Below are 17,517 nucleotides of genomic sequence, written 5' to 3'. Positions count from 1 at the left end.
GGTCGCGCGCCAAAAGGGCTCCGCCTGGCTATCCGAGGGCACTGGTCGCTCCGCTTCGCGTGTCGCTGGTCAGACGTCCGTCGCGGATCTCCACGCGACGCGGGAACCCGGCGGCGACGTCGCGGTCGTGGGTGATGACGGCGATGGTCGAGCCCTCCTGGTGGAGATCGGTCAGAAGTTCCATGACCGACTCTCCGTTGGCGGTGTCGAGCGCGCCGGTCGGTTCGTCGGCGAGGATCAGGGCCGGGTCGTGGACGAGTGCGCGCGCGATGGCGACGCGCTGTCTCTCGCCGCCGGAAAGCTGTGCCGGCAGATGACCGATGCGGTGCGCGAGCCCGACCCGGGCGAGCGCCTCCTCGGCCAGGCCACGTCGATCGCGGCGCGGAACACCGGCGTACAGCAGCCCTGTTGACACGTTCTCCGTCGCGGTCAGCCCGTGGGTGAGATGGAACTGCTGGAAGACGAAGCCGAGCATGCGGCCCCGCAGCGTGGAGAGTTGCCGGTCGTCGAGCGACGTGACGTCGGTGCCGCCGATCTCCACCCGGCCGCTGCTCGGCTGGTCCAGCGTTCCCATGAGGTTGAGCAGTGTGGACTTTCCGGACCCCGACGGCCCCACGATGGCGAGGAGTTCGCCCGCGTCGATCGACAAGGACACCTCGTGCAGCGCGGTGACACCGCCCGGGAAGTTCCGGCTGACCCGGTCCACGAGAAGTACGGGACGGGACGCGTCGTCGTCCGACGGTGGGGAGTTCACGAGGCTCACGTGGCGACCACCACGTCGAGTCCCGCGGTGAGGCCCTTGCCGCTGATCTCGACCAGCCCGGTGGCGAACATTCCGGTCTGCACCCTCACCAGTTCACCGCCGGGTCGTTGCACGGCGAAACCACCGCCGCTGAGGGCGAGCAGGGCGCCGATCGGCACCGTGAGCACGTTCTTGTGGATCTCGGAGACGAACTCGACCTGGACGTCGGCGTCATCGAGGTTCGCCACGTCCGACGCCCGCTTCGGCAGGACCGTCACGTCGGTCTTGGGAGTGGAGCCGTCTCCTGCGTCCGGTTGCGAGGAGTCGTTCTGCTCGGTGTCGCCGATCGCCGACACCGTGCCGGGGACGTCCCGTCCGGGCAGCATGACGGTCACCGGGTCACCGGGCTTGATCGCGGACACCTGCTGGGCGTCGACGGGCACAGTGATCACCTTCTTCGGCGCGACGTAGCCGAGGATGTCCTCGGCCACCGGGTCGCCGACCCGCGCCTTCACACTGCTCACACGTACGGGCCCGGGAAGCACGAGCACGTCGCCCACCTTCAGCTCGCCGGTCGGCTGGAGGGCCATGTCCTGCTGCCACTTCTTCAGCGCCGACACGAGGGACGCAGTGAACGTCGAGCCCGGCGCCCGCGTCTGATTCGGCGAGCGCTGCGCCGTCCCCTCGTAGCCCACGTCGTAGCCCAGCGCGGCGAGGTTGTTCCGCAGCACGGTCACATCGTTTCCGACCACCCCGACCTTCTTCAGATCCCGGAAGAACGGGGTGTCCCCGTAGAAGACCGGTACAGGCTTGTCGTCGACCCGGTAGAGCGCCTTGCCGCGCCCGGTCGTCGTCCCGTTCGAGGGAAGCTTCGTCAACGTGCCCGTACCGGCGCCCTTGAGCTCCTTCACCGGCCCGAATCCCAGTTGGCCCTGCACGGTCTGACTGTTGATCAGGTCACGGCGGGTCACCTTGGCGGTGCGCACGGAAGGCGCGGCGGTGGCATGCGGATCGGGGGCGCCGGACGAGTGCCGTGCCACGGCTGCCGTACCGACCGCGCCGACGGCCACCACCGTCACGAGGACCACCGCCGGGACGCAGCGTCCGAGACCACGCCACCCGCGGGGCACGGCAGGCTCAGCCATGACCGCCCTCGGATCGTGCTCGCTGCGTCGAGTACGGACCGGTGGCCGCCGCGCACCCCGTGAACCAGGAGAACGGGGAACCTCCCGCGAACAACGACGCCCGGTCCCGATCCCGGTACCGGTCCGCCGGCTCTTCTCTGTCTGTGATCGTGAGCATGACTCAACAGTCCCGGGCCGATGTCATGAGATTGTCAGCCACCGATAAGGAGGTCTTGTTGCCGCACCGGAGAGCGCGACAACCCGGGCGGACCTCCTCGCATGTGCCCGGACTCGCCCATGAGGTGATGTGTCGTCGGCTCTGCGGGGCAGTCCACAAAGCGTCCACTCAACAGGAAGTCGGTCGTACTACGGTCTCGGACTGTGCGAGCCCGCGCAACGGAGCGATGGCGAGCGCGTGCACACCGTGAGAATGGGAAGTCCATGGGAACCGCGTCCGACCAACAGCCCCGTCCTGCCGCTGACACCGACCAGGCTTCCACGCCCGGATCCGCTCCGCGCAGAACCCATGCGCGATATCTCGTACGACCCGAGCACGGACCGATCCTGGCCCAGTTGTATCTGCCTGCACGGAGCGGTGGGAATCACGGGAATCACCCGAACTCGGCGAGACAGTGGGATTTCGGGCCGTTCTCCTATATCCGCAGCCTACGGTTGGGGCCCACAGCGGAACGCGACGGTTTCCGCTGCCATGCGCGCGGCGGACAAGTCGGCAGCCTTCTTCACGCCGCTCATTACTCCGACGAATTCTCCGGCGTCTCGGGAGGCGTCCCGGACAGTGACTGCGTGGTCGCGCATTTCATCCGCTCGGGGTGGGCCCGATTCGAGAACGAGACGACATCCGTCACCCTCCGACCCGGGCAAGTGGTCTTCCGGGACACCACGAAGCCCTGGCGATTCCGGTTCGGTCCCGCGACCAGATCACGAACCGTGGTCGTGCCGCGAGACCAACTCGTCCGCCACACGGTGGTGTCGGGGAGACTGCCGCAGATCGTCGTGACAGACACCGATCTCGCCGAGGTCAGGCTCCTCACCGGATTCCTGGATCTGGCGCGACGGTTCGCAGACGACACCCTCTCCCCTCTCGGGCGGAGCGTCAGCCAGGACGTCGGGATCCAGTTGCTGGCCGCCGCCATGGGCGCCGCCCGGACCGCCGAAGCCGGCGAGCACTCGAACGTGGTGCTGGCCGCGGCCCGCCGGTTCATCGACGAGCATCTCGACGACCCGAGCCTCGCCCCGGGCATGATCGCTCAGGAGCTGCACATCTCACTGCGCAGCCTGCACCGGGCATTCGAGGACGCGGACGAATCCGTCATGGTGTACACACGACGTCAACGACTGCGCAGGGCCCGCATCGACCTGATGACCCCCGGCGAACGAGTGGCCGACGTCGCCGCGCGTTGGGCATTCTCGGACACGAGTCATTTCCTGCGGCACTTCAAGGCGGCCTACGGCACCACACCGACGGCGTTCGTCAAAGAGCACCGCGAACCTGGCGGCCATGAGGTGACGGACCGGTAGCAGGGCGGCCTCAGCAAGGCTTGAACGAAGAGATCCTGTCGTTCCAGTTCAGGACGCTTCCGCCCTCGATGAAGGTCACCTTGGTGAGGTCCCCGGCGGAATCCCCGGCCGGGAACACCACGTAGGAGCCTCCGTAGTTGGTGTCCTCGTAGAAGCACATCTTGACGGGGACGGGATAGATCGACGAGATCGCGTCGTTCCAGGAGCCGACGCCTATGACACTCGTCTTCAGATTGGAAATCGTGGTGGGGACACTCGAACAATTGCTGTAGTTGGTGTCCTTGCAGATGGTCACGGCTGTGGCCGCGCTGGCAGGTCCCGGAACAGCGAGAGTGATACTGGCAGCCATGGCTCCGACTCCGGCCACAGCGGACAGCGTCTTGTTGATCTTCATTGTTCTTCTTTCGGCACTCGTTCTGGAAATCAGGAGCCGTATCCGGCTCGCAGTTCTGATTCTTCGCCGCAGAACGGCAGGGCGAATAGAACGACAGTGCCTCGACGGAGGACATCGGCGCCTCGGTTCAAGGAGATCCCCTCCGGCTGGGCACCTTCAGGCGTCCCCGGGCGTGGCAGGTGATCGCAGGACGGCGGCTGTCACTTGAGTGAGGAGCCACTCGTTCGAACGCTCCAACGACCAGCCGAAGACCTCACGGGTCCGGAGCAGGCCGTTGAGGCCGTAGTAGTAGGTGATGATCCGGGTCGCCGACCGTGCGTCCACGCCGTCACGCAGGGCACCGATGTCCTCAAGGTGACGGCAGATCACGGCGAGGCTGTGATGGTGCCGCTTGTGCGCGGTGGCAAGCACCGACCTGGACTCGTCGTCGTGCGGCGCGACGTCGATGACCACCTGGATGACGTCGCCCCACTCCTCGGTGATGTGGAGGTAGGCGGCGGCCAGGGCCCGCAGCACGAGGGAGGCGTCACCACCGGTGAGCGGTTCCCGCTGGACCCGTTCGGCCATCGAGGCCCGCGTCCAGTTGTCCATGAGCGCTCGCAGCAGACCTTGCTTGCCGCCGCACTGCGCGTACACCGTCGCCGGCGAGACCCGGCTCAGCTTCGCGATCTCCTGAACCGTCGTCTGGAAGAAGCCTTTCTCCGCGAACAGCCGACGCGCTGCGTCGACCACGGCGGCCCTGGTCAGGGCGGGGTACTCATCGCGGCGAGGGCGGACTGCGGTGCCATCCATACCGAGATGCTAGCGACCGGATCCGGGGCTTCGTAAGTAGAGATACCATCCAGTGAATAGAGTCTGACTCCAGAAGGCGGAGCGCCCGTTCGGTACGCGGCGCACATTGCCGCACGGCCACACGACGAGACGCGGAGGGAACCCTGACGACCGGCAGGCGGAGCACCCTGGAGATCCATTCCGACCCCGCGCCCGAGACACCGACCAGTTCCTCGCCACGAGCCGACCGCGTACGGCCGGCGCCGGCGCACGAAAGACCTGTAACTCCGTGACATGGTGGAGGTGTTGTCGTTCGCCGAAGCCGGCGTGAGCGAAGCCCTCGCCGATTCCCACCGCTCGTTCAGCCCCTCGGCAGCAGGCCTGTTCCCCTTGCCGCTGCCGGCTTCGAACCGGCCGATGACGTCACGGTTGAAGCCGCACCTACGCTCATCACCACGTCCGTGACAGCCGTCCGGGCATATGCCGTCGTCCTCACGGCCGCCTGATCCATGCCGGTCCGCGTGGAGGCGCGCGCACTACCCACCTCGTGCCGGTCAGCGGAAGCGAGGACACCACGTGGCCGCGCACCACCGCCCCGGACATGGCTGTTGGCCGGGACCGTGTGGCGGCCCCGGCACATTGCATCAACCCATGTGACAAGTGCTCATACACATTGATCCGTGTGATCGGATCAACGGTCGGCTTTGGCCGTGGAACGCCCAGAAAGGACACCAGTTGGAGGAGGGGCTGCGGTTCTCGGTGCTGGGGCCGGTCAGGGCGTGGCGCGGCGGGGACGAGATCGAACTCGGCCCGCCTCAACAGCGGGCCGTTCTGGCGGTGTTGCTGTTGGCGAACGGTGCGCAGGTGCTGGCCGACGGGCTGATCGACGCGGTGTGGGGGGGCAGCGCGCCGTCCTCGGCGGCCGGTGTTCTTCGGACGTACGTCCACCGGCTGCGGAAAGTCCTGGAGCCGGACGGCGACCCCGCGTCCTCGGTGATCCGCTCCACCGGCAACGGCTATCAACTGCGCTTGGGTTCCACGGAGTTGGATCTAGATGTCTTCCGGGACCTGACGGCCCGGGCCGCGCGTGCGCGGGATGCGGGAGGCACCGAAGGTGCGGTGACACATCTGCGGGACGCCCTTGGTCTGTGGCGAGGGGTGGCACTGGCGGGCGTGCGGGGCGAGTACGCGCGGGCTCAGCGGCAACGGCTGGAGGAGCTTCGGTTGTCCGCGGAGGCGGCCCGTCTCACGGCCGAACTCGGTCTGGGTGCTCATGGGCAGGCCGCGGCGGAGCTGACCGGTCTGGTCGCGGAGCATCCGCTGGACGAGCGGTTCCGGGAGCTGCTGATGCTCGCCCTGTACCGCTCGGGGCGGCAGGCCGCGGCCCTGGCCACCTACCGTGAGGCGCAGTCGCTGCTCGCGGAGGAGTTGGGGGTGGATCCCGGTCCGGCACTGCAGTCGCTGTATCAGCGCGTGTTGCGGGCCGACATCGACCTCCTCGCGCCACCGGCTCCGGCCCGGCCCGCACCCACCGAACCCGTCACGCCCGCCGAACCCACCGAACCCGTCGCGCCCACCGCACCGGCTGCGCCGGTCGCTCCCCCTGCGGCCACCACCGCGATCCCGGCTCAACTGCCTGCCGCTCTGGCCGTCTTCGTGGGCCGGGAGGCGGAGCTGGCGGAGGTGGCCGCGCTGCCGTTGGGCTCCACGGTGGTGGTGAGTGCCGTCGCGGGGATGGCGGGTGTGGGCAAGACCGCGTTCGCGGTGCACTGGGCGCGACAGGTCGCCGACCGCTTCCCGGACGGGCAGCTGTATCTGGACCTGCGGGGCTTCGACCCGGTCGGTCTGCCGGTCGCGCCGGGGCAGGCTCTGCGTTCGCTGCTGGAGTCCCTGGGCGCCGATGTGAACGGGCTGCCGCAGGACGTGGACTCGCTCGCGGCCCGGTACCGCACCCTGCTCAGCGGCAGACGTGTGCTCGTACTGTTGGACAACGCCCGTGACGCCGCGCAGGTACGGCCCCTGCTGCCCGGTACTCCCGGCTGCCTGGTGATCGTCACCAGCCGCAACCGGCTCGCCGGACTGGTCGCCATGGACGGTGCTCATCCCCTCCACCTCGACGTGCTCACGCTGCCGCAGGCCCGTGCGCTGCTCGCCCGGCGGCTCGGGCACCACCGGGTCGAGGCCGAGGCACAGGCGGTCGAGGAGATCATCGCCCGGTGCGCACGGCTGCCACTGGCCCTGGCGGTCGTCGCCGCCCGCGTGGCAACCCGGTCCGCCATCTCCATGGCGGCCGTAGCGAAAGAACTGCGGGAGAGCGTCACCGGCCTGGACGTCCTGCGCGACCAGGACGCCGCGGCCGACGTACGCGCCGTCTTCTCCTGGTCCTACCACGCCCTCACCACCGATGCCGCCCGCCTGTTCCGGCTGCTGGGGCTGCACCCCGGACCCGACATCACCCTGCCCGCGGCGGCCGGCCTGGCCGGCCTGAGCGCCGCGCACACCCAGCAACTGCTGTCCGAACTGATCCAGGCCCACCTCGCCGAGGAGACCGCCCCCGGCCGCTACGCCTCCCACGACCTGCTGCGCGCCTACGCCGCCGAACTCGCCGAGACCCTCGAGCCTCCCCAGCAGGTGAGAGCGGCCCGCCACCGCATGTTCGACCACTACCTCCACACCGGCCACAACGCGGTCGCGCTGACCGGCACCGCACGCGTACTGATCTCTCCGGCCCCGGCCGCCGACGGAGTGCGCGCCGAAGACTTCGCCGGGGACGCCGCGAAGGCGAACGCCTGGTTCGCCGCGGAGCAGGCGGTGCTCCTCGCGCTGGTCGAACAGGCCGCCGCCCATCACTTCGACGTCCACACCTGGCAACTCGCCTGGGCCATGGCCAGCCATCTGCACATATGCGGGCTGTGGCGGGAACAGGAGGCCGTGCACCGCGCGGCGCTGGACGCGGCGCTCCGGCTGGACGACCCGGTCGCCCAGGGCCACGCGCATCGGGGTCTCGGCGCCGCCGCCCCGGGGCTGGGCAACCTGGACGACCGGCGCGGTCACGTCGAGCGTGCTGTCGAACTGTTCACCCGAGCCGGTGACATGGGCGCCTGCGCCGATGCCTATCGGACGCTCGCCTGGATCGTGGAGTTGCAGGGAGATCTGGAAGGCGCGCTCGCTGCCGCGCAGCGATCACTCGCGCTGTACCGTTCCGTCTGCCGGGGGGCCGACGACAGCCGGGGGCAGCTCAGGATCGCGGCCGGACTCAACGGGGTCGGCTGGAGCCTCATCCTCCTCGGCCAGTACCAGCAGGCCCTCGACCACTGCCGAGAAGCGCTGGACCTGTATCGAAGACTCGGAGACGACCTGACCGCGGCGCACATCTACGACAGCATCGGCCACGCTCAGTACCACCTCGGGCAGTACGACGAAGCCGTCACCAGCTTCCGCAGCGCCCTCGCGATCTGGCGGGAGACCATCGACGCCTCCTGGCTGACCGCGGACACCCTCATGGGCCTCGGGGACGCGTACCTCAGCCTCGGCCGAGGGGACGAGGCCCGCACGGCGTGGATGAAAGGACTGGATGTCGCGGAGCGGCTCGGCCACACCGACGCGGAATCCTTCCGCACCAAGCTGCGACGCCTCGACGAGTCGGGCACTCCCTCGGCTTGTTCTCTGTGTCCGGAGCGGCCTTCGTGAGGCACAGCGGGGTTGTGACCATGGGCGCGGTCGGGGAGGGCGCTCCGTGCCGGTGTCGCGCTTCCTCCCCGACCAGGTTCAACTCGCCGCGCGGCCCAGCAGTTCCACCTCGGCGATCGCCACCTGTTTGTTCGAGGCCGTGCCGTACGCGCTGCGCAGGATCATGTCGACCTGTACGGCATCGTGCATCGAGGCGTCGACGAGCTGGGGACCGCCGTCGGCGAGTTGGTAGTGGGTCAGCGAGGTGCGCCCCGAGGAGTCGGTGATGAGCAGATCGAAGCGCTGGGGGCGGGCCTCGGCGTCGAGGTCCGCGGAGCGTGTCGACACACCGGGCGTGATGATCATCTTCTGCAGGTCGACCGGTCGGCTGTAGTTCGCCTGGAGGTACTGGCCCGCGGAGTCACCGGAGAAGCCGGGCCCCCACCAGGTGTTGCTGACGCCGTCGAACGCGGACTGCGCGGGGTGTGCGGCGTCGGAGTTGGACGCGCTGACCGCGGCGGGCGGGAGCGGGGCGGGGTCCGTGAAGTGGTCGCGTATCGCGCCGACCGCAGCGGGGGTCAGGAACGCGGCACCCACCAGCGCGGCCACGACTCCGACGGCGATCAGCACCCGCGCCCCGGACACGCGGGGCCGCCATCCCGCGAATCGTTCGCCCCGCCGGCTGGCCACCGTGGTCGTCTGCTGTCCGCTGCGGTCCAGCGGAGCGCCGTCGTTCCGGCAGAACGTGCGGTCCGGACGGTTCTGCACCCCGCACCGCCAGCAGGTGACGCCGCTCTCCTCCTCCGCCGTCGCGGCGCGCACGCTCGGCCGCTCGGGCTGGGGACGGCCGGGCAGTACGGGGGCCACGTCCGGGGCAGCGGCCCCCGCCTCGGGCACGGGTACGAGGAGTGCCCTGGCCCGCGTCCGGCCGCCGCCCGGCCCCGACCGGGGCTCGGTCGCGCCGCGTGGCGTCCCGTCTCGGCCTGTCGGCCGGGTGGGCTCCGGCTCACCGGGAGACGCGGAGACCGCCGTTCCGGACGTCGTCGTCGCCTCCGGCGTCGGGGCCGATGCCGCTCCCGCGCCGGCCCCTCGTGTCGTGGCGGCTCGCCCGGCGGAGCCGGACGGATTCTCCGCCGGTGGGCGGGAGGCGCCGCCGGCGCGTTCCGCTCGCGAAGCGAAGGTCGTCGGCAAGGTCCCGTCCGACTCGGGCCTGCGCCGACCCGGCTGCTCCTCCGCGGACGCAGCCCCGGACACGGACCTGGCCGCAGACGTGGACGTGGACGCAGACGCAGACGCAGACGCGGGCCCGGATCCCCCTGACGTGGAACCCGAAGCGGCGGACTCCGGCGCGGCGGCCGCAGCCTCCGCCGCGTCCCAGTCCACCAGCGTCCCGCACACCTCGCAGAACGATTCGCCGCTCCCGGGGCCTGGGGTTCCGCACACCGGGCACAGCCCGTCGGCCGTCGGTTTCTCGCTCATCTCTTCTCAGTCCTCTCAGCCAACACCTCGACGGTGAAGGGCAGATGTGCCGGTCGGGCCGCGGCGACCAGGTTCTCCAGGCGGCGGGCGTCGAACGTCGTGGGTTCGGGGACCCGTACGACGACCCGCAGCCCCGGGCGCGGGTCGCCCGGGAACGGGCCGCGTGGCCGGGCCGACCAGGCCGCGCCGCCGCTCTCCGTGATCTCCGCGGTGATGCCGAAGGCGAGGCGGATCGCGGTCGCGAGCCCGTACGCCGTGCCTCGGCGACGGTGCAGCGCCATCGCCATCCCGACTGCCTCGCGCCGCGCGGACTCCGATGCCAGGCCGTCCAGTTCGGCTCCGATCCAGCTCCCGATCCAGTCCAGGAAGTGGACGGGCGCCAGCCCGGGGCGGAAGTACGCGTCCAGGCAGTCCAGCATGTTCAGCACCGGGGCCTGCATCGTGTCCAGCCCGTCGGCGAACGCCCCGGCGAAGCCGTCCTCCGCGTACACACCCGGCAGTTGGTCCCGCAACGGGCGGGGGGAGACGACAGGAGTGTTCATCGCTCCCCTATGACTCGGACACGGTGGTCGTACGGAAACAGCAGGGCGGACGCGGTCAGTTCGATGCGGTCGGTCGGCTCGCCGCGGCGACCCGTCAGCGGGTCGGCGGAGTACAGCTCCACCTCGTCCACCAGCTCCACGCCCGGCACGCGCTGGAGCGCGGCGAAGATCTCTCCCGACCGGAGCGGCCGGCCGAACGGCCATCCCCCGCCGTCCGCTCCGCCGCTCAGCGGATCCAGGTAGGCGTACAGGGAGTCGAGCGCGGCGGCCCGCACCTCCTGTGCGGAGACGCTCCGGTAGGCGTGCAGGGTCGCCGTGACCGAGACTCCCTGGTAGTAGGGCGGGCCGACGGCCAGCCGGGTCCCCAGCGGACGGCGTTCGTCCAGATGGCGTGTCACCCGCGCCAACAGCTCGTCCTCGGGGACGAGTTGCTCGAACCGGAGCCGGCCGCCGGGGTCGGGCACAGCCCGAGGTACGACGAGGACGCGAACGGCTCCCTCCCCGTCCCGGTCCGACTCGGCCCCCAGACACACGATCCGCGCGGTCTCGGGCGCGGCCTGCCGGGCCAGTTCCTCGTAGTCCCGGGCGGTCACCGCCCGCTCCTGCGCCCGCAGCGCGATCGGCGCCCGGACCTTGGCCTCCTCGACGGTCTCCCCGTCGACCCCGCCGCGGGCGGCCTCCCGGTTCTCGACCCGGGCGATGTACGGGATGGAGCTGCGCAGCACCTGCAAGCCGCGGCGCGAGACATTGCCGCCGCGACCGCCCCCGGCCCGGTAGCGCGCCGCCCGGACCACCGCGCCCTTGGCGGGCACCGCTCCGTACTGCCGCAAGCTGCCGTCCGGTTGCCGTACGGACGGTCCGAAGGCGATCTCTCCCGTCGTCGCGTCGACCGTCAGATGCCGGTCGGACGGTCCCGAGGCCGCGAAGTCGGTGACGATCCGCCAGGCCTGCCAGCCGTCGCCGCCCTCCGCCACCTCGACCTCCAGCGGCGGATCGTCCGCGACGATCGGCGCCTGCCCGAGCCGCATCCGCTGCCCGGACGCGCCGGAGGACTCCCCGAGCCGCTCGTCGCGGATCTCGACCGCGTGCACGGCGCGGACGGTGCCGCCGATCGTGTAGGCGGCGGCGGACCGGACGGTGGGGGTGGCGGAGTAGAAGGGCTGGTCGTCGGCGGGCTTCAGGACCCGGCAGCGCAGCCAGCCCGCCTCGTGCTGACCGAGTTGGGAGAGCGTGTGCCCGCCCGGCACGTGCAGGATCACCTCACCGGCCCGGTTGAGGCCGCCTGTGGTGTCCTCGTCCACCTCGCACGCCTCCCAACCCGACGCCGTCCGCGCCTCCCAGGCGAGCGGCGGCTGGCGGGGGTCCACTCCGACGCCGTCGACGCGGCTGTCCAGGGCCAGCACCACGGCGCAGTCGGGGACCGCCGCGGACAGGCCGAAGAGAAGGACGTCCCCGGGCTGCGGTTTCGCGGCGAAGGCGGGCACGTCGGTGGCTCCGAGGACGGCGCTCGTACGGTCCTGGGGGCTGCCCTTGTTCTCCTGGCGCAGTACGCGCTGGAGCGAGCACGGCGGCACGGTCAGGTCGCGTTCGGTGGTGAAGACGACCGCTTCCTGCGTCTCGGTGCGCTGGGTGGACACCTCGGTCCCGGCGGGCAGCAGTACGGGCTCCGGCTGTGCGGCCGACAGCCAGAAGGTGACGTCCGCGCGGGCCGCCGACGGCGGGAAGAGCGTCACCCCCAACAGGTCCAGGAAGGACAGGTAGTTCTTGTCCGGGACCCGGTTGAGCCGGTAGACGAGCTGGTCGGTCATGTAGGCGACGGCCTCGACGAGGGTGATGCCGGGGTCGGAGACGTTGTGGTCGGTCCACTCCGGGGCGCGTCGCTGGATGTAGCGCTTCGCGTCGTCGACGAACTGCTGGAAGTGCCGGTCGTCGAGATTGGGGGCGGGCAGGGCCATGGGGGTCACACATCGCCTTCGCTGGACGGGATCACGTAGAAGGGGAAGACCAGGCTGCGCGGGTTGCTGGTGCCGCGGATCGCGTAGCGGACGTCGATCAGCAGCACCGCCGGGTCGTCCGGGGACGCGGTGACGGCCACCTCGGCCACCTCGATCCGGGGTTCCCAGCGCTCCAGGCTGGTCCGCACCTCGTAGCCGATACGGCCGGCGGTCGCCTCGTTGACCGGCGCGAACACCAAGTCGTGTACGGCACAGCCGAATTCGGGGCGCATCGGCCGTTCGCCCGGCGCGGTGGCGAGTACCAGCCGGATGGATTCCTCGATCTCGCGCTCGCGGCGGACCAGGGCGATCCCGCCGGAGGCGTCGGTGTGCAGCGGGAACGCCCAGCCCGCGCCGACGAACTGCTCGCCCATCAGAACGGCACCCCGTTGGCCAGGGTGAGACCGCTCAGCGTCACGGTCGCCGCGGTGACGGAGGCGTTGGCGGCCGAGGTCAGTGCCACCGGCCCGACCGCCTTGATGCTGGCGGTGCCGACCGCGTCGAGGCTCACCGCACCACCCGCGGCGAGTTCGACCTTGCCACCGGCCTTGAGGTTCAGCGCGGCCCCGGCCGTGATGTTCACGGCCCGCCCCGCCGTGAGGTTCAGGTCACCGCCCGCCTTCACGTCGACGCCGCGTACCCCCTGGATGGTGACGCTGCCGTCGCTGCGGATGGTCACGGTCGTACGGTTCTGGTCGAGGTGCACGGTGAGCGCCCCGTCGCCGGTCCGCAGCCGTACACCCCGCGCCCTGCGCCCGTCGTCGAGCAGTTCCACGGCCTGGCCGCTGCGCGAGGCCAGGCTCCGCCAGTTGACCGTGCCGCTGGTGGCGTCCACAGGCGGGCTGCCCTCCTTGATGCGGGGCAGCTTGTCGACACCGTTGTAGAGACCGGCCAGGACGTACGGGTGCTCCAGCGAGCCCCGGTCGAAGGCGGCGAGCACCTCGTCGTTGACCTCGGGAAGGATCAGCCCGCCCCCGCGCACGCCACCGAACTGAGCCACCCGGCACCAGTCACTCTCGTAGGTGTCGGACAGCCAGGGGAAGCGCAGCTTGACCCGGCCCATCCTCAGGGGGTCCTTGATGTTGCTGACGACGGCGACGACGACACCGGGCAACGCGGGCGCTTCCCGGGGACCGGCCGCCAGCCCGTACAGCGAGCGGAACTGACGTCCGCTGACCTGCACCCACGTCGTGTACCGCTGCCGGGATGCGAAGACATGCCGTACGCCTGTGACCGTGTACTTGCCCTCGAACGGCGAGCCCGCGCCGCCCAGCGCCACCGGTACACCGGGCCGCAGTTCGGGATTGCCGTCGACGGCGATCTCCAGCTCGGCGAAGGAGCCCGCCACATCGTCGGCCAGCGCCTCGGCGGCGTGCCGTACCTGGGCCTGGGTGGTGTGCGGGACCGCCGTGGCGGTCAGCGAGGCGGCGCCGAACGGGGCGGCGACCTCGGCGGGTGTCGTACCGGTCAGGATCTCCGTGCTCGCGGTGGCGCGCGCGTCGGCGGTCAGCGGCCGCTTGGTCTGTACGTCCCAGCCGCGCACCGAGACCGAGGGCACCTGTCCCGCGGCGGTGACGGAGACCCTGCTGTCGCCGGCGTTGACACCGAACTCCAGGACGTAGGGGCTCTGTGCGGCCGGGGTGGTGTCGGCGGGAGCGCCGGAGGCCGTGCGCAGGGCGGTGAACTGGAGGCGGCCCTCCTCGTCGAAGTACAGACGGACGTCGTTCTCGCGGGCCAGGCGGGCCAGGAAGTCCCAGTCGGTGAGGTTGGGCTGGGTGGCCAGCTCGTAGACGGTCGGAGTCGGGTCGATCGTCCCGGCCCTGAGCCCGTTCTCGGTGGCGAGCCGGCGCACGATGTCGGCGGCCGTCATGTTCGGGTACCCGGCGACCCGGCGGTTGCGCAGCAGTCGGTGGCCGGGGTCGTAGCCGCGGACGATCAGCGACTTGCCCGTCCCGTCGGCATCGGCCTCCAGCGCGGTGACCTCGCCGGTGAGCAGCGGACGGCCCTGGGTGCCGTCCGTGTACGGGATCAGCTCCGCCTTCGCACCGACGACGAGTGCCGGGAAGGTACTCAGCAGATCGCGGGCCGGGTCGCTGAACACGAGCCGGAAGGCGGCCGGCACGTTCACGCTCGCGTCGATCCAGGCGGAGACGAGCCGTCCGGCCACCGGGTCGGGCAGCGGGGACCCTTGGACCCGCACTTTCAGGACGGTCGTGTAGGACTTCGTCGTCATGGTGTTCCGCCTCGTCGTACGTCGTCGGCCGACGGCAGCAGGAGTTCACTGCCGGGCCGCAGCCGCATGGGGTCGTCTATGTCGTTCGCCTCGGCGATGACACGCCAGCGGGTGGCGTTGCCGTACTCCCGCCAGGCCAGGCCGGGCAGCGTGTCGCCCACGACCACCTGGTGAACACGCCGCGCGCTCAGCGCACCGGACGTGGGGTTCTGGCCCTTGACCGGTGTCGGAATCTCCTTGAGCGACAGTCGGCACGTGGCCCGCAGCGGCTCCCCGGTGGGGCTGAACAGCGAGTAGGCGGCACTGACGCTCTCCACGTACGCGGTGAACTGGACGGTGCTGAAGCCGCCCCACGAGAAGCGGACCCACGGCGGGGACGGCCGGTTGGTCGGCAGGCTCTGCGGATCCACCTCACAGCAGGACAGCAACTGCTCAACTTTCTTGCGGACTTGGGGGCTGGCGGGGCTGGCCGAGGCGTCGAGGAAGACCTCGACGGACAGCGAGGCCGGGTCGGCCCCGGAGAACTCCTGCTGCGCCCCGCGGTCGAAGCCGACGGCCCGCTGCGCGTACCAGGAGGCAGAGCGAGACAGCTCCAACTGGCTGGGGTTGAACTGGAATTCGACCTCGCCGATCCGCCCGCCCATGGTGCGGCTCGCCCCGCTCGGCGGATGATGGATGGCCAGCCGCGCCCGTACGAGGCTGCTGTTGGCACTCGCGGGGGCCATCAGGTCCCCCTGGCATCGGTGAAGCCGTGGTGGGCGATCTCAAGCGTCTCGGTGGCGACGCCGGGGTTGGCCGGGTCCATGCTCGGCCCCTGCCACCGCACGGGCAGCACCTCGATGAGTCCCCACTGCGCGACAACCGATCCGTCCGCGCGCAACGCCGCGATCTGCCCGGTCGGCCGGGTGATCCCGGTCGCGATGGACGAGATCCACGCGGCGGCCTTCCCCGTGTCCGGGGTCAGCGGCCGGGTGAGCCGGATGGTGGAGTACGTCACCCGCGTCGGCAACTGCCAGACGAACCCGTTGTTGCCCCCTTCTTCCCGCTGCTCCACCTGCACCTCGGAGGCGAGCCCCTCACAGCTGTTGAAGAGACCGAGGTCCAGACCGTCGATGGAGAGCCGGAAGAAGACGGTGGAGGCGGGGTCCAGGGCGGTTGGCATGGGTCGGGTCCTCGGGAGTCGTTGCGATTGGTCGATGGCGGGGGCGGGGGCGGTCAGAGAGCATCGCGGAGAAGGCCCAGGCGCTCGCGGTCGCCGCGGAGTTCGGAGCGCAGGAGGCGCGAGAGGGGTCCTAGGAGGGAGTGCGCGAGACAGTCGAGGGCTTCGGGAGACAGGCCGTCGAGGGCGGGGGCGACCGACGCGGAAGCCCGGGGGGCGTGTGGCGCGGGGGGTGCGGGGGGCTGGCGTTGCACGGGAGGTGCCGGCGTCGGTGGGTGTGGAGGCGGTGTCCGGGCGCGATGGTTCGCAGGTGCGTTCGTCCGCCCGGGCTGGATGATCCCCGGTGCGGACGGGCCGACCGCAGGCGTGGCGGCGCGAGTGTCGTGGGCCCGCTGGACCGGGGGTGCGTTCACGAACCTGGGCTGGGTGATCCCCGGTGTGGATGGGCCGGTCGCAGGCGGGAAAGCCGGGGTGCCGAGGGCACGATGGTCGGCGGTCGGGGCGGATCGGGTGGTTGCGGCGCGGGAGGCCGGGGCGGCCGGTGCCGGAATCACCGACCGGTGCGCCCGGCGCGCGAGGGGTACCACGGGCGGCGCGGCGGCCCGGACGGTACTTCGTGAGGCGGACGTCAGGCGTTGCGTCCGCTGGAGCAGCGGGCGGCCTGGCCGTGACCTGAGTGCGTACGGCGATGCCGTCGCGCCGGTGGCCGGTGCCGGGCCGGAAGGAGCTCCGGCAGGGCTGAAGGGAGCCACTGAGGTTGCCCAGTCGACTTTCCTCAACGGTGTGCCGCCGAAGCCGTACGCCTTCTCGTTCGGCTCCGGCGCTGCGGTGAGAAGCCCTGGGGAGGATGGAGACGGCTCACTGTCGGACAACGGGCGCCGCTGGACGGCGGGCATGGTGCGCGTCGCCTGCGGGGTCGCTGCCTCCGGGCCGCCGGCGGTGGTCCGGGGAAGGGGAACTGCGGCCCGGGCTGTCCCGCCCTCCTGGGCTGCCTGGTTCGCGGACGGCCCGGTCGTCGGCCGCCGCTGGACGGACAGCGCTGCAGGCCGATACCCGCCGACCGATTTCGCCGCGGCACCGACTACGGGGGTGGCGCGGGAGGTGACCGATGACGCGGCCGATGCGGCAGGCTCCGTCGCGCGGTAAGCGCCGACGGGTTCGATGCCGGCGTTTTCGGGCTCCTCCGAGGAGCGTGCGGAACCATTGCGCGCCGCCGGAACCGCGAACAGCCGTGCGGGCGCGGGAGTCTGAGTATGCGACGTGCTTTCCGGTGAGCGTTGCACCGCCGGGGACAGGATCGTCGTCATCCGGGTGGCCGCCAAGGGGCGGATGGTTCGTGGGGAGCGCGGGCCGGGCGAGGACAGTGTCACGCTCGGCACGGTGGTACCGGCCGCCGCTCGGGGAGTGGGCATGTCGGCGGGCACGGCAGCTGGTTCCGTCGCGGTCGACCCGGTCGGGGCGGTGGACGGCGCGGGCGCGATGGGTGTCGTGGGCGGGGCAGAAGCAGTGCGAGCGGATGTCCCGGAACGGGTGGGAGACGCGGGCGCGTTGGGACTCATGACATCGGGTCGGCCGGTCGGCCCGGCGAGTGCGCGGGCCACAGTCGGCGTGGCGGCATGGGCGGGTGCTACGGGGCGGGCGGCGTCGGAGAACCTGGCCGCGCCGGCGGGGCCGTGGGGCCCGGCGGGGCCGGCGGGGCCGGCGGGCACGATGGGCGCTGTAGGTGTGACAGGCCCGGCAGGCACTGTGGATGTGGCGGGCCCGGCGGACGCCGTGGGCGTAACAGGCCCAGTGAGCGCCGTAGATGTGGCAAGCCCGGCGGGCGCCATAGCCGTGACAGACCCGGCAGACGCCGCAGGCGTGACGGCCCC

At 71.1% G+C, this 17,517-nt stretch carries 13 protein-coding genes; 2 read left to right on the top strand and 11 right to left on the bottom strand.

The features are described from left to right. Positions 1-28: 28 nt before the first annotated feature. Together ACIRR9_RS47100 and ACIRR9_RS47095 are read right to left on the bottom strand one after the other, a co-directional pair. Positions 29-706 carry an ABC transporter ATP-binding protein gene (locus ACIRR9_RS47100; protein ID WP_403765477.1) on the bottom strand — a complete coding sequence of 226 codons (678 nt, stop codon included), beginning with the start codon at positions 704-706 and terminating at the stop codon, positions 29-31. Positions 707-759: 53 nt separating this feature from the next. Then, positions 760-1,887 carry a peptidoglycan-binding protein gene (locus tag ACIRR9_RS47095; protein WP_403765404.1) on the bottom strand — a complete coding sequence of 376 codons (1,128 nt, stop codon included), beginning with the start codon at positions 1,885-1,887 and terminating at the stop codon, positions 760-762. Between the two features lie 420 nt (positions 1,888-2,307). On the opposite strand from ACIRR9_RS47095, the gene ACIRR9_RS47090 reads away from it, so the two are divergent. Continuing rightward, positions 2,308-3,405 carry a helix-turn-helix domain-containing protein gene (locus ACIRR9_RS47090; protein ID WP_403765402.1) on the top strand — a complete coding sequence of 366 codons (1,098 nt, stop codon included), beginning with the start codon at positions 2,308-2,310 and terminating at the stop codon, positions 3,403-3,405. Between the two features lie 10 nt (positions 3,406-3,415). On the opposite strand, the gene ACIRR9_RS47085 is transcribed toward ACIRR9_RS47090, so the two are convergent. Both ACIRR9_RS47085 and ACIRR9_RS47080 read right to left on the bottom strand, forming a co-directional pair. Then, positions 3,416-3,754, bottom strand: a complete 339-nt coding sequence (locus ACIRR9_RS47085) for a peptidase inhibitor family I36 protein (protein ID WP_403765400.1) — start codon at positions 3,752-3,754, stop codon at positions 3,416-3,418. Between the two features lie 201 nt (positions 3,755-3,955). Continuing rightward, on the bottom strand, positions 3,956-4,591 hold the full coding sequence (locus ACIRR9_RS47080; RefSeq protein ID WP_403765398.1) for a TetR/AcrR family transcriptional regulator: 636 nt from the start codon (positions 4,589-4,591) through the stop codon (positions 3,956-3,958). A 714-nt stretch (positions 4,592-5,305) separates the two neighbouring features. On the opposite strand from ACIRR9_RS47080, the gene ACIRR9_RS47075 reads away from it, so the two are divergent. Next, positions 5,306-8,260 carry an AfsR/SARP family transcriptional regulator gene (locus ACIRR9_RS47075; protein WP_403765396.1) on the top strand — a complete coding sequence of 985 codons (2,955 nt, stop codon included), beginning with the start codon at positions 5,306-5,308 and terminating at the stop codon, positions 8,258-8,260. Positions 8,261-8,338: 78 nt separating this feature from the next. On the opposite strand, the gene ACIRR9_RS47070 is transcribed toward ACIRR9_RS47075, so the two are convergent. From ACIRR9_RS47070 to ACIRR9_RS47040, 7 genes are all read right to left on the bottom strand, one after another. Beyond that, positions 8,339-9,136: a discoidin domain-containing protein gene (locus ACIRR9_RS47070; RefSeq protein ID WP_403765394.1), complete on the bottom strand. Its 798-nt coding sequence runs from the start codon at positions 9,134-9,136 to the stop codon at positions 8,339-8,341. A 578-nt stretch (positions 9,137-9,714) separates the two neighbouring features. Further along, positions 9,715-10,260: a phage tail protein gene (locus ACIRR9_RS47065; protein ID WP_403765392.1), complete on the bottom strand. Its 546-nt coding sequence runs from the start codon at positions 10,258-10,260 to the stop codon at positions 9,715-9,717. Next, positions 10,257-12,215, bottom strand: coding sequence for a putative baseplate assembly protein (locus tag ACIRR9_RS47060; protein ID WP_403765475.1), 1,959 nt, complete (start codon positions 12,213-12,215; stop codon positions 10,257-10,259). Before ACIRR9_RS47060 ends, ACIRR9_RS47065 begins: the two co-directional genes overlap by 4 nt. Positions 12,216-12,220: 5 nt before the next feature. Beyond that, a complete protein-coding gene (locus ACIRR9_RS47055; RefSeq protein WP_403765390.1) occupies positions 12,221-12,628 on the bottom strand; it encodes a GPW/gp25 family protein in 408 nt (135 codons plus the stop codon). After that, positions 12,628-14,487 (bottom strand): VgrG-related protein, encoded by a 1,860-nt coding sequence (locus ACIRR9_RS47050; protein ID WP_403765388.1) that lies wholly within the window; start codon positions 14,485-14,487, stop codon positions 12,628-12,630. Before ACIRR9_RS47050 ends, ACIRR9_RS47055 begins: the two co-directional genes overlap by 1 nt. Beyond that, the gene (locus ACIRR9_RS47045; protein ID WP_403765386.1) at positions 14,484-15,212 is read right to left on the bottom strand and encodes a LysM peptidoglycan-binding domain-containing protein; all 729 of its coding nucleotides are present in this window, start codon (positions 15,210-15,212) and stop codon (positions 14,484-14,486) included. The genes ACIRR9_RS47050 and ACIRR9_RS47045 overlap by 4 nt, the downstream gene beginning before the upstream one ends. Continuing rightward, on the bottom strand, positions 15,212-15,649 hold the full coding sequence (locus ACIRR9_RS47040) for a phage tail protein (RefSeq protein WP_398996899.1): 438 nt from the start codon (positions 15,647-15,649) through the stop codon (positions 15,212-15,214). The genes ACIRR9_RS47045 and ACIRR9_RS47040 overlap by 1 nt, the downstream gene beginning before the upstream one ends. Positions 15,650-17,517 lie beyond the last annotated feature (1,868 nt).

Source organism: Streptomyces sp. NPDC101234, from assembly GCF_044767525.1.
GTDB lineage: Bacteria > Actinomycetota > Actinomycetes > Streptomycetales > Streptomycetaceae > Streptomyces > Streptomyces sasae.
The sequence above is the reverse complement of the archived record's forward strand: the minus strand, read 5'-3'. Positions and strand labels throughout refer to the sequence as shown.

What these genes read in the sequence shown, in the direction of transcription:
- ACIRR9_RS47095 (WP_403765404.1), bottom strand. Translation starts at nt 1,887, where the DNA reads ATGGCTGAGCCTGCCGTGCCCCGCGGGTGGCGTGGTCTCGGACGCTGC.
- ACIRR9_RS47090 (WP_403765402.1), top strand. Translation starts at nt 2,308, where the DNA reads ATGGGAACCGCGTCCGACCAACAGCCCCGTCCTGCCGCTGACACCGAC.
- ACIRR9_RS47085 (WP_403765400.1), bottom strand. Translation starts at nt 3,754, where the DNA reads ATGGCTGCCAGTATCACTCTCGCTGTTCCGGGACCTGCCAGCGCGGCC.
- ACIRR9_RS47080 (WP_403765398.1), bottom strand. Translation starts at nt 4,591, where the DNA reads ATGGATGGCACCGCAGTCCGCCCTCGCCGCGATGAGTACCCCGCCCTG.
- ACIRR9_RS47065 (WP_403765392.1), bottom strand. Translation starts at nt 10,260, where the DNA reads ATGAACACTCCTGTCGTCTCCCCCCGCCCGTTGCGGGACCAACTGCCG.
- ACIRR9_RS47060 (WP_403765475.1), bottom strand. Translation starts at nt 12,215, where the DNA reads ATGGCCCTGCCCGCCCCCAATCTCGACGACCGGCACTTCCAGCAGTTC.
- ACIRR9_RS47055 (WP_403765390.1), bottom strand. Translation starts at nt 12,628, where the DNA reads ATGGGCGAGCAGTTCGTCGGCGCGGGCTGGGCGTTCCCGCTGCACACC.
- ACIRR9_RS47050 (WP_403765388.1), bottom strand. Translation starts at nt 14,487, where the DNA reads ATGACGACGAAGTCCTACACGACCGTCCTGAAAGTGCGGGTCCAAGGG.
- ACIRR9_RS47045 (WP_403765386.1), bottom strand. Translation starts at nt 15,212, where the DNA reads ATGGCCCCCGCGAGTGCCAACAGCAGCCTCGTACGGGCGCGGCTGGCC.
- ACIRR9_RS47040 (WP_398996899.1), bottom strand. Translation starts at nt 15,649, where the DNA reads ATGCCAACCGCCCTGGACCCCGCCTCCACCGTCTTCTTCCGGCTCTCC.